This is a genomic window from Catenulispora subtropica (assembly GCF_039531675.1).
In the GTDB taxonomy this organism is placed as follows: Bacteria; Actinomycetota; Actinomycetes; order Streptomycetales; family Catenulisporaceae; genus Catenulispora; species Catenulispora subtropica.
The window spans coordinates 1-11,941 of sequence record NZ_BAAAQM010000109.1 but is presented as its reverse complement, the minus strand read 5'-3'; the positions used below and the strand labels follow the sequence as shown (position 1 = coordinate 11,941).

General features: G+C 71.8%; 8 protein-coding genes and 2 pseudogenes. 3 read left to right on the top strand and 7 right to left on the bottom strand.

What is annotated here, in order from left to right; translation table 11 throughout:
• Window positions 1-246: 246 nt before the first annotated feature.
• The 6 genes from ABD466_RS43965 to ABD466_RS43940 form a co-directional block, all read right to left on the bottom strand.
• Window positions 247-1,707, bottom strand: a complete 1,461-nt coding sequence (locus ABD466_RS43965) for a S8 family peptidase (protein WP_344663275.1) — start codon at window positions 1,705-1,707, stop codon at window positions 247-249.
• 246 nt (window positions 1,708-1,953) lie between these two features.
• Window positions 1,954-2,523: an RICIN domain-containing protein gene (locus tag ABD466_RS43960; protein WP_344663274.1), complete on the bottom strand. Its 570-nt coding sequence runs from the start codon at window positions 2,521-2,523 to the stop codon at window positions 1,954-1,956.
• Between the two features lie 149 nt (window positions 2,524-2,672).
• Window positions 2,673-4,424 carry a SpoIIE family protein phosphatase gene (locus ABD466_RS43955; protein ID WP_344663273.1) on the bottom strand — a complete coding sequence of 584 codons (1,752 nt, stop codon included), beginning with the start codon at window positions 4,422-4,424 and terminating at the stop codon, window positions 2,673-2,675.
• Window positions 4,425-4,566: 142 nt separating this feature from the next.
• A complete protein-coding gene (locus tag ABD466_RS43950) occupies window positions 4,567-4,920 on the bottom strand; it encodes an MmcQ/YjbR family DNA-binding protein (protein WP_344663272.1) in 354 nt (117 codons plus the stop codon).
• A 44-nt stretch (window positions 4,921-4,964) separates the two neighbouring features.
• A complete protein-coding gene (locus ABD466_RS43945) occupies window positions 4,965-5,621 on the bottom strand; it encodes a polysaccharide deacetylase family protein (RefSeq protein ID WP_344663271.1) in 657 nt (218 codons plus the stop codon).
• 222 nt (window positions 5,622-5,843) lie between these two features.
• Window positions 5,844-6,326, bottom strand: coding sequence for a hypothetical protein (locus tag ABD466_RS43940; RefSeq protein WP_344663270.1), 483 nt, complete (start codon window positions 6,324-6,326; stop codon window positions 5,844-5,846).
• A 301-nt stretch (window positions 6,327-6,627) separates the two neighbouring features.
• On the opposite strand from ABD466_RS43940, the gene ABD466_RS43935 reads away from it, so the two are divergent.
• Window positions 6,628-7,083, top strand: coding sequence for an SPW repeat protein (locus ABD466_RS43935; protein ID WP_344663269.1), 456 nt, complete (start codon window positions 6,628-6,630; stop codon window positions 7,081-7,083).
• A gap of 187 nt (window positions 7,084-7,270) precedes the next feature.
• Here ABD466_RS43935 and ABD466_RS43930 read toward each other — a convergent pair.
• Window positions 7,271-9,109: pseudogene (locus tag ABD466_RS43930) on the bottom strand (ATP-binding cassette domain-containing protein); the annotation flags it as partial.
• Window positions 9,110-9,583: 474 nt separating this feature from the next.
• Between ABD466_RS43930 and ABD466_RS43925 the strand changes: the two are divergent.
• A pseudogene (locus ABD466_RS43925) lies at window positions 9,584-11,464 on the top strand (1-deoxy-D-xylulose-5-phosphate synthase); the annotation flags it as partial.
• Between the two features lie 323 nt (window positions 11,465-11,787).
• The coding region (locus ABD466_RS43920; RefSeq protein ID WP_486334161.1) for a flavodoxin-dependent (E)-4-hydroxy-3-methylbut-2-enyl-diphosphate synthase at window positions 11,788-11,941 on the top strand (154 nt) is incomplete at its 3' end.

The window sequence follows — 11,941 nt, the reverse complement described above, 5'->3', positions numbered from 1 at the left end:
GCTTTCAACACCATGGCCGAAGGTCGTAATAAATAGCCTTTCAACCCACAGACCACCCGCCGCCCTGAAGCACAAGGCCCCAACCCGCTCCGAGGCAACAGCTCACGCGGGGGCTACGCCGCGCACCTGCTCGGCGTAGCCCCTCACATCAACCACGAGAGCACGCAACCGCTCCGCTGTCGACGAAGCCTCTCGTTGTCGACGAAGCCTTCGCTCTCGACGAAGCCTTTCGCCGTCAGCGAAGCCTTACATCGTCACCGCGCGGAACGCATCCACGAGCCCATGCCCATAGAAGCTGTCGTTGCCCGCGCTGCCGGTGCAGGTCGAGCCGCCCGGGTCGGGTTCAACGACCGGACACGCCAGGGGGTCCGCCTGGGCGTCCAAGAGAGCGCGGAGTTGAGCCGGAGTGGCGCCGGGGTGGGTGCTGGCGAGGAGGGCGCCGACGCCGGTGGCGTGCGGGGAGGCCATGGAGGTGCCCTGCAGATAGCCCCAGGTGCCGCCGGGGAGAGTGCTCAGGACGCGGCCGTTCTTGTCCGGGGTGTCGGGGATCTGGTAGATGCGGTCGCCGCCGGGGGCGGCCACCTCGACCTTGCCCTGGCCGAAGGAGGAGTAGTACGAGCGGGCGTCGAGGGCGCCGGTGGCGGAGACGGTGACGACGCCGGGGAGCTCGGCCGGGACGTCCAGGCAGGACGTGGTGATCGTGCGGGTGACCGGGGTGGTGTCGTCGGGGGAGGTGGTGTCGACGGTCTTGTCGGCCAGGTCCTGGTTCTCGTTGCCGGCGGCGGCGAAGCTCAGGACGCCGTTGTGGGTGGCGAAGTCGACGGCGCGCCGGACCGAGTCGACGATGGCGGCCTGGTCGGGGTCGTCCTGGCAGTTGTAGAGCCAGGGGTCGACGAAGTAGCTGTTGTTGGTGACCTGGAAGTGGTGGTGGCCGGCCCAGACGAAGCCGCAGACCGCGTACTCGGGGTAGATGAAGCCGCCGTCGTCGACGACCTTCACCGCGGCCAGGCGGACGTTCGGGGCCACGCCCACTACGCCGGTGTTGTTGTCGGCCGCGGCGATGATGCCTGCCACGTGGGTGCCGTGGCCGCTGGTGGTGGGCTGCCAGGCGGCGAAGGAGGTGTCCGGAACACCGCCGTCGGTGCAGCCGACCGAGTCCGCGGCGTCGATGTTCGGGGCGAGGTTGGGGTGGGTGGCGTCGATGCCGGAGTCCAGGACGCCGACCACGACCGAGCGGCTGCCCTCGGAGACGGCGTGCGCCCGGTCGGCGCCGATCGCCTTCATGTCCCACTGGTTGGCCTGCAACGACGCCGGGCTGGCGGCGGCCGAGTCCGGCGACACCACGTCGACCGGGTCGCCCTCGGCGGCGATCGGTGCCGTGCGGGACGCGCCGGCCGAGTCGATGCCCTTGAGCGCGCGCATCTTCGCCCCGAACGCCGGATCGGCGGAACGCGCGATGATGACGCCGATCTCCTCGTAGGCGATCAGGACGGTGCCGCCGTTGTCCACGACCTCGCGCTCGGCCTTCATGACCTGCCCGTGGTTGGCCCGGGTGTTGACCACGTAGCTGAGCAGCGGGCCGGCTGCCGCCTCGGCGCCGGACGCGGCCGGGGCGGCGGTCGCGGCGCCGGCCGCGGGCATCGTCAACGCGGCGGCCGTGGCGACGGCGACGGCGAGCGTTGTCAGGGTTCTCCTGGCGTGTCTCATGCGGCGGACGTTAGAGGGCTGATAAATGACCGACAAGAGGGGGAACCCTCGCACGCTGCGCGGCCGAGCCGGGATCGTGAACGCCACCACCGCCGGCCATAGGCCGACAGGCCCCGCACCACACCGTGGCGACCCGCCGCTCAAGACCTGCCCTCCCGAAGCAGAACCACGGGAGGGCACAGCCTCATCCTGAACCGGCCCTCCTACGCCGCCGAGGCGCCGGACGAACCAGTGTCGCTCAGCTCGTCACACGCCCCACATCTGCCAGTCCTGGTTCCCCTGCGACCGCCCGTCGTCCAGGTACTTGCAGTCCCACTGGGAGACCGTGGCGCCGTTCCACGTGGCCCAGCCGAGCACGTCCAGGCACTTGCGGCTGTTGTTGTTCTGCAGCTGACCGGCCTCGTTCATGTACCACTCCTGGTTCGCGTTCGCGTGGCCGTTGGAGTAGAGGCAGTCCCACTGGTCCAGGATCGCGCCGTCGTCCTGCGACCAGCCCTGGATCTCCAGGCACTTGCCGCTGGCGGCGTTGCGGATCTGGAACTGGCCGTCGGGCTGGTCCACCAGGGTCCACCGCTCGTTCGCCTGGGTGATGCCGTCGCTGCCCGGCACGCAGTCCCACTGGTCGACGCGGGCCCCGTTAGCGGGGTTCCAGGCGCTCAGCTCCAGGCACTTGCCGCTGTAGCCGTTCCGGATCTCGTAGGTGCCGGTCCACGCGCTCGCCGTCGGAGCGTACGCGATCGACGCGACCAGGGCTCCCCCCGCCGCCGCGACCCCGAGTGCACCGCGCCAGGCGCGGGCCTTTCGCAGCATTGCCATAGTCAGTCCAACTTTCATCCCGTGCGGACATGGATGGCTGGCCAGCCTGGCGATCAGTATCCAGTGATCGAGCCCTTATGATCAACTCGACATCGTCCGGTGCCGGGAACCCGGGACGTCGCCCGTCGCGGCTCCCGCGGGCCGCGGCGTCACAGATCGTCCCGCGGTGTGGCCCGGGCGGCGAGCAGCGCGATGTCGTCCTCGACGGCGGGCGGCGCGACCAGGCGCAGCGCGTCGTCGAGGAGGTCCTCCAGGCCGCCGCTGCCGGGCAGCGGCAGGGACGCGAGCCGGGCGAGCGAGACGTCGATGTCCTCGCCGCGGCGCTCCACGAGGCCGTCGGTGTAGATGAGCAGGGCCTGCTCCGGGTGCAGATCGACGATGACCTGCTCGTAGCCGCCGAGGCCGGTGCCGAGCGGCGGCCCGGTGGGGACCGTGACCAGTTCGGTGGGGCGGCCGGCGGCGAAGAGGGCGGGCGGCAGGTGGCCGGCGCTCGCGAACGTCCAGCGGCGCCGGTTGGGGTCCGCCACGGCGAGCAGGCAGGTCGCCGGGCGGGCCGTCTCGTCCTGGGAGATCACGGTGTCCAGGTGCCGGAGGATGCCGTGCGGCGGGAGGTCCATGCCGCCGGCGTCGCGGATGACCGAGCGGTAGATGCTCATGTCGACCGCGGCCTCGACGCCGTGGCCCATGACGTCGCCCATCACCAGCAGTGTCCGGCCGAACGGCAGCCGGACGATCTCGTACCAGTCGCCGCCGACCAGGGCGCGGTTGCCGGAGGGCAGGTAGCGGGCGGCGACTTCGAGGTTCGAGTGCGGGCGGCCCGGTTCGACGAGCAGGGCCCGCTGGAGTTCGAGGGTGACACTCTGCGACTCGGCGTACTGCCGGGCGTTCTCGATGCTGACCGCGGCCCGGTCGGCGAGGTCCTGGACCAGGACGGCGTCGTCCTCGGTGAACCCCTCCGCGGTGCCGCGGGCGCGGGCCAGCGTCAGCACGCCGACCAGCCGGCCGCGCGCGCTCAGCGGAACGGCCAGGAGCGAGTCGATGTCGGCCAGCCGGTAGGCGGCCAGCGTGTCCTCGCTTTGCGCCCGGTCCGCCAGTTCGGCGTCGGACAGCAGGTTCGTGACCGTCAGCCGGCCCTCGGCCAGGCACCGTGCGACGGTCGAGTCGGCGCCGGGCCGCACCGAGGCGCCGGGCATCGCGAGCGCGCCGAGGCGGCGGCGCAGGTCCGGGGCGCAGGCCAGGGCGGCTCGGCGCATGCGGGGCGCTTCGGGGTGGAGGCCGTGGCCGCCGTGGCCGCCGTGGCCGCCCTGGCTCCCGTAGCCACCCTGGCCGCGGTCGCCGATCCCGTACGGCAGCACCTCGACGATGGCGAGGTCGGCCATCGCCGGCACGGTGAGCTCCGCGAGCTCGACGCAGGTGATGTCGACGTCGAGCGTGGTGCCGATGCGCTCGGCGGCGGCCCGCTGCAGAGCCAGGCGGCGCCGCGCCTGGTCCAGGTGGCGCTGCTGCCGCGTCGCGGAACCGCTCACGGAGGCGATGATTCCGGTGACCCTGCCGTCGCTCTCCAACCGGCGGTAGCGGACGTGCCAGCCGGTCGCGGTCGCGGCGGGCGGACCGGCCTCGGAGCCGGCGAGGACCCGGTGGATGGTGGGCAGGTCGGCGGCGAACGGCGTCGCCGCGACCGGCCGGCTCAGGATCCGGGCGGGCTCCAGACCGGTCGTCCGGAAGAAGGCCTCGTTGGCGTAGACCCAGCGCAGATCCACGTCGAGCAGGGCCATGCCCACCGGGGCCTGGGCGAGGACGTCGGCCAGCACCTCTGCGCCGACCGCCGCGACGGTCCCGAGAGGGGCGCCGGAACGTCCTCCTCGACGCTTGCTCCGCGAGTGCCCGTCGCCTATGTCCATGACCTCCGATGGCCTTCCGCACTACGACCGACGCGCCTGCCGGATTCACGTGGCTATTTCATCGTAGGTGACGGCGCCGGGCGGGCCCCAGTCCGGATCCGGGCTGGGACCCGCCGCACGGGCCCCGGCGCGGGAGTCCCCGCTACGCGCCCAGAGCGGTGCGCTGGGCCCGGGTCAGCGACTTCACGACCAGGTCGTAGGAGTCCTCAATCATCTCCAGGACCATCCGCTCGCTCAGGGAGCCGTCGATGGTCACCGTGTTCCAGTGCCGCTTGTTGAGGTGGTAGCCCGGGCGGATCGCGGGATACGAGGCCCGCAGGCTCACCGAGAGCTCCGGGTCGCATTTCAGGCTCACCGCCAGCGGCCGCTCGTCCAGCAGGCTGATCGCGAACATCTTGCCGGCGACCTTGAAGACCGAGGGCTCGGGACCGAAGGGGAAGTCCTCCACCGCTCCCTTATAGGCGAGACAAGCCGCTCTCAGTTCGTCCGGTGTCATGGGACCACGGTATTCGGACGCTCAGACACCGCTGCGGCGGACGCTCAGCGGGCCCATGTCGCGAACTTGTATCCGCGAGCCTTCAGGGTTCTGAGGATGTCGCCGAGCGCCGCGACGGTCTGGCTCCGATCGCCGCCGCCGTCGTGGAGCAGCACCACCGACCCCGGCCGCACCTGGCTGAGCACCCGCGCCTCGATGGCGGCGGCCCCCGGCCGCGACCAGTCTCGCGGGTCGACGGTCCACAGGGCGAGCTTCTTGCCGAACGTCGCCGCTCGTGCCCGCACCGTGGCGTTCACCGCGCCGTACGGCGGGCGGAGGCAGCACGGGCGGTATCCGGTGTGCGCGCGGATCTGCCGGTCGGTGGCAGCCACCTGGTACGCGATCTGCGCCGCTGTCAGTTTCCGCAGGTCGGGGTGGGACCAGGTGTGGTTCTGCACGCTGTTGCCCTGCCGGTACACCTGCGAGGTGAGCGACGGGCGCGCGGCCACCATCTCGCCCACCTCGAAGAACGTGGCGTGGACTCCATAGCGCGACAGGACCTTGAGGATCTGCGCGGTGTAGGGACTGGGTCCGTCGTCGAAGGTGATGTACACGACCTTGTTCGCCGCGGCTGCGGGCGCCGCGGTGAGGGGGACGGCGGACAGGGCGAGCGCGGCCGCGACGACGACGCCGCGGACCTGATGGGGCCATCGTTTGATCATGATCAACGAGATGCCCCGGCACCCCTGGAAGATTCCTGATTAACGGACAATTCCACCAGAAGGCCCTGTCAGTGCCTGCGGAGTATCAGGGCCGGTTGGGACGCGACACCAGTGGGAGGCGGCTCAGGCCTCCGCCGTAGCGGAGGCCTGAGCCGCCCCGTCTGGTCCACCCCCTCCGTCAGCCGATCGGCTGGCCGATCGGCTGGCCGATCGGCTGGCCGCTCAGCTGGTCGTCACGACCCAGTTCACGATCGCGTTGTTGCCGCTGCCGCCGCTGCGGGTGATGTGCACGCCGGAGCTCGTGCCCACGTTGTCGTACTCGTTCGAGGTGGCGTACGGGTCGTCCCAGTGGAAGACGGCGAACTTCAGGTTCTGGGCCGGGTCCACGCAGTTGCCGAGCCGGTAGGTCGCGACGCCCTCGGTCCCGGTCCACAGGCCGTTGGACTCCGACTCCCACGAGGTGGCGGCGCCGTTCGGGACCGTGAACTCGGGCATGATCGTCCAGATGCCGCCCGAGAGCGAGTCGCTGAACAGGGTCATCGTGCAGCCGGAGTCGTTGGTCACGAAGGCCTGGACGCTGCGAGCCGCGCTGGAGGCCGGCTGCGGGTGGGCGACGGCGGCCGAGGCCGAGGAGACGCTCACGACCGGGACGGCGGCGACGCCGGCGACGAGGAGCGCGGCGGCGGTCTTGCGGATGCTGCTCATGGTTGGTTCCCCCCTAGGTTCCGGAAGACCGGGCGGCCTTCCTTCCATCTCTAGGAAACCGCCTCTGAGCTGGCCGGGGATGAGCAATCATTGCTCATCTTCCCGGGCCCGAGTACTCAGTCGGCCCGGCTCGGCGAGCCGATCGGGACGCGCGCCGCGTCGCCCGGACGGCCCGGCCCGCCGGATTACCACGGGCAATCGTCGCATACCATGCCGAATCGCCTTTTTCGGAGGAGAATGGCATTGGGTGAACCACCGCATCGCGCGGCGGCAGTCGCCCGACGGTAAGGAGGTGGTTCAGGTGTCGACCGATCTTCCGACGAGCATGGAGCGCCACCCGGACATCATCGAGATGCGCGCCAAGTCCGAACTGGCCGCGTTGGCGCCCCGCTCGCAGGTGATCGAGGCATTCGCCGTGGGCGCGGGGCTCTTCCTGGCGATCTCGCCGTGGGTGGTGGGCTTCAACTCCAGCTTCCAGCGGCTCGCCGTGTGCAACCTGGTGCTGGGGCTCGCGTACACCCTGCTGATGGCCGGTTTCGGGCCCGTCTACGAGCGCACCCACGCCAGAGCATGGGCCGCGGCGCTGGTCGGTGTGTTCACCATCATCGCGCCGTGGGCTGTCAACGGCGGCGCCCACGTCCGGGCGACCATCCTGACCAACGTGATCACGGGCGGCGTGATGACCTGCCTGGCGTTGGCGACGGTGGCGGCGGCGACGATCAGGGTGACGATGAGAAGCAGGGCATCGGCACGATAGTCGCGCAGGCCAATGCCTGACTCGTGGGGAGCCCGAACAGGGCTCCCCACAAGCATGTGCGCCGTTTATCAACTGCCGTGTATTCCCCGAGCGGCCGGTCTTCCCGCAGCAGGTCCTCGGCGCCGACCACGTCCGAGACCACCGCCTCGAAGACGACCGGCAAGCCCGCCCCGCCGACCCGGGGGCTTCAGCAGCCGCGCAGCACCGCGGACTCGTGCCGTCGCAGCAGCCGCAGAACGGCGACCAGGCAGGCGGCGCCGAGCAGGATCAGCGCGCCGATGTCCACACCCCACTGCGTGACGGCGTGGGTCCAGAGCGGGTCCGTGGTGGTGCGCCCCTGCGGCGGGCCCGTGATGCCGGGCAGGTTGATGGTCGCCGCCTCGGCCGCGACCGCCCAGCGGGAGGGGGACAGCCAGGCCAGCTGCTCCAAGGCCGGGCTGTGGAACAGCGGGAACAGCGAGCCGCAGAACACCACTTCGACGACGGTGATCAGGACCAGCAGGGGCATCGTCTTCTCGGAGGTGCGGACGACCGCCGAGACCACCAGGCCGAGCAGCATCGAGACGACGCCGAGCAGGACCGTGGCCAGGATCAGTTCGGGGACCGCGCTGCCCGAGACGACCAGTCCATGCGCCGGGAGGCGGCGTGGGAGCAGGCACACGGCCGCCAGCACGGCGGTCTGGGTCGCGGTGATCGCGCCCAGCACGATCGCCTTGGACATCACGTACGCCGAGCGGGACAGGCCCGCCGCGCGTTCGCGGTCGTAGATGCCGCGTTCCTTGATCAGCTCGCGGACGGCGTTGGCGGCGCCGGTCAGGCAGGCGCCGACGGCGAGGACCAGGAGGACGGTCGGGGCGTCGGTGTTCGCACGGGCCAGGCCGTCGGGGCCCGGGGCGGCCGCGGCCAGGCCGGAGGAGGCCGGGATGGCCAGGCTCAGCACACCCATGATCATCGGAAGGACGGCCAGGAGCAGCAGGTGCCCGCGGTCGGCGATGGTCACCGCGACGTAGCGGCGGATCAGCGTCGCGAGCTGTGCGCCCCACCGCTGCTCGGTGCGAGCCGATGCGATGGGAGAAGACGCCGGAGCCGGAGCCGAGGTGGCCGGAACCGGAGGCTCGGCCGAAGCGACCAGGCCGTCCTCCACCGACGGCCGCGGCCCGGGAACCGGGGCGACCGCAGCCGACTCCACCACGCGCACCGTGTCGGCGACCGGCGACTCGATGCAGTACTCCAGGTAGTACAGCGAGGACCGATACGCCCCCGCCCAGTCACGATCCCGCTGGCACGAGAACGCGTGGAACACGTCCGCCCACGTCTCGCACTCGAAGAACGTCAGCGCCTCCTGCGGCGGCCCGTAATACGCCACTCCCCCGCCGGGCGCCATCACCAGCAGCAGGTCGCAGAGGTCCAGCTCGGCCACCGAGTGCGTGACCACCAGCACGGTGCGCCCCTCGTCGGTCAGGCAGCGCAGCATGCGCATGACCTCGCGGTCCATGCCCGGGTCGAGGCCGGAGGTGGGCTCGTCCAGGAACAGGACCGAGGGCTTGGTGAGCAGCTCCAGCGCCACCGACACACGCTTGCGCTGGCCGCCGGACAGGGTGCTGACCTTGTTGTCCTCGAAACCGGTCAGGCGCAGGCCGGCCAGGACCTCGTCGATGCGCTCCTCCCGCTCGGCCTCGGTGGTGTCCCGGGGGAAGCGCAGGGCGGCGGCGTAGCGGAGGGCGGACTTCACGGTCAGCTGGGCGTGCAGGACGTCGTCCTGCGGGACCAGGCCTATTCGGTGGCGCAGGTCGGCGTATTCCGCGCACAGCTCGCGGCCGTCGTAGCGGATCCTGCCGGAGTCGGCGGGCTGGGACCCGGTGAGCGCGCGCAGCAAGGTCGACTTGCCGGAGCCGGAGGGGCCGATGACCGCGACGAGCTTCTGCTCCGGGACGACGAAGTCGACGTCGTCCAGCAGCGTCTTGGTCACTCTGCGATGCTCGACCGTCACGTTCAGTCCACGGACGGACAGGGCGGTGGACGCGGTGGGCGCGCTGGAAACCGTGAGGGCGTTCGGCGTGGCCGGGGTCACGTCCGAGCCGGGAGCCCGTTTCCCACCGACGGTCAGACCGCCGCCGTCGCGGCGTTCTTCGAGCTGAACCTGCATCGTCCCTGCCTTGTCGGAGCAGCCTTCGTGTTCGCTGTCCGACAAAACTGGACCGCGCCTGGATTCTCAGTGTGTACCACGAGGGCCCGGATTCCAGCATTGATCATGGGATTCTTACCCTTTTGCCAACCTGCCGTCCACATCACGGGCAGATCTCGGCTGTCAGTGAACGTTCGAACACGTTCGGCTACGAACACACGGCGGGGCGATGAGGCCCGCGTGTCACCCGGGTCGCCTGAATCGCCCGAACAGACCGCCCCGGACGCGGCGGGGGCCCGGCGGGACCACCGTTGGTTCAGTGGGAGCTCCATCGGCTCCCGCGCCGTGGAGAACAGGCAAGCGTTAGGAGTCCCGATGCGGAGGGCCGCCGAGCGACAGGCCGCTGAACAGCAGGCCACTGAGCGAAAGACCGCCGCCCCCGCGTTGGAGAGGATCAAGGGTCCACAGGATCTGGCCGGGCTCGACGACGCCGCCCTGGCCGATCTGGCCGCCGAGATCCGCGCCTTCCTGATCGAGAAGGTCTGTGCGACCGGCGGCCACCTGGGGGCGAACCTCGGGGTCGTGGAGCTGACCATCGCGCTGCACCGGGTGTTCCGGTCGCCGGAGGACGTCATCCTGTTCGACACCGGGCACCAGGCCTACGTCCACAAGATCCTCACCGGCCGGGCGCCGGGGTTCGGCGAGCTGCGCCGGCGCGGCGGCCTGTCCGGCTACCCCTGCCGCGCGGAGTCGGCGCACGACTGGATCGAGAACTCGCACGCCTCGACCGCGCTGAGCTACGCGGACGGCCTGGCCAAGGCCTTCCAGCTGCGCGGGGAGCTGGCGGACGGTTCGGGCGACCCGCACCGGCGGCAGGTCGTGGCGGTGATCGGCGACGGGGCGATGACCGGCGGGATGGCCTGGGAGGGCCTGAACAACCTGGCCGGCGCCAAGGACCGCCCGGTGGTGATCGTGCTGAACGACAACGGCCGCGCCTACGCCCCGACGACCGGCGGGATCGCGACCCACCTGAAGACGCTCCGGCAGCGGCACCGGGTCCGGCACCTGTTCGCCGACCTCGGGCTGGCCTACGTCGGGCCGGTCGACGGCCACGACATCGCCGCGACCGAGGAGGCGCTGCGGGAGGCCGCCGCGCTGGGGCGGCCGGTGGTGGTGCACGCGGTCACGGCCAAGGGGCGCGGTTTCCCGCCGGCCGAGGAGGACGACGCCGACCGGATGCACGCCGTCGGCGTCCTGGACCCGCGGACCGGGGAGCCGGCCGTGCCGCCGAAGCGGTCCTGGACCGAGGTGTTCGGCGAGCAGATGGCGGCGATCGGGGCCGAGCGGCCGGAGGTCGTGGGCGTCAGCGCGGCGATGGTGCTGCCGACCGGGCTGGGCGAGTTCGCCGAACGGTTCCCGGAGCGGGTGTTCGACGTGGGCATCGCCGAACAGCACGCGGTGTGCTCGGCGGCGGCGATGGCGCTGGCCGGGCTGCATCCGGTGGTGTGCGTCTACTCGACGTTCCTCAACCGGGCGTTCGACCAGGTCGTCATGGACGCGGCACTGCACCGCGCCGGCGTCACGTTCGTCCTGGACCGGGCCGGCGTCACCGGCCCGGACGGCGCCTCGCACCACGGGATGTGGGACGGCGCGATCCTGGCGGTGGTGCCGGGCCTGCGCCTGGCGGCGCCCCGGGACCCGGCGCGACTGGCGGAGGTGCTGCGCGAGGCGGTGGAGGTGCGGGACGAGCCGACCGCGATCCGGTTCCCGAAGGCCGACGCCGGGGCCGACATCGAGGCGCTGACCAGGATGAGCGGCGTCGACGTCCTGTACCGGGCCGCGGGGCGGCCGCTGGACGTGCTGATCGTCGCCGCCGGGACGACCGCGCGGTCCTGCCTGACCGCCGCGGAGGAGCTCGAACGGCTGGGGATCGGGACCACGGTGGTCGACCCGCGGTGGATCCTGCCGGTCAACCCGCATCTGACGCACCTGGCCGACCGGCACCGGCTGGTGGTGACCGTCGAGGACGGGCTGCGGACCGGCGGAATGGGCACGGCGCTGACCCAGGCCTGCGCGGACGCGGGGGTGCGGACGCCGGTGCGGGTGCTCGGGCTGCCGCGGGAGTTCCTGGCGGCCGGTCCTCGGCAGGAGTTGCTGGAACGTGCCGGGTTGGGGGTGCGGGACATCGTCGGCGCCGCCACCGGTGGGCTGCGGTCCGCGCCTGAGGGCGCGGGTGGCGTCACGGTCGACGCCGCGGACGGGGCAGCGGTCGAGGCGCCGATCGAGGCCATGGCCGAGGACGCCGCCGGGACGCAGCTCTCTGTGACGCCGGTGGAAGCCGCGCCGAGCCGCCCCGGCAGAAGGCTGCGATCCGCGCCCGTGGACATGTCCGCCGCCGCGGCCGAGTCCACGCCGCAGGCCGCACCGAAGCCCGTGTCCGAGTCCACGCGCGAGGCCGCGTCTGAGGCCCCGACCACGACGCCGCCGGCGGAAGCACCGCCGAGCCGCCCCGACAGGAGCACACTGTGAACGCCGTCGACCTCGGACTGCCGACCCTCCGCACCGACGCGGACCCCGGGATCGGGGCCGCGCCGGTGCGCGAGAGCGCCCAGGCCCGCGAGCCGCGCCGGATCAGCAGGCAGCTGAACGTCGGCGGAGTGCTGGTCGGCGGCGGAGCCCCGGTGTCCGTGCAGTCGATGACCACGACGCTCACCGCTGATGTGAACGCGACGT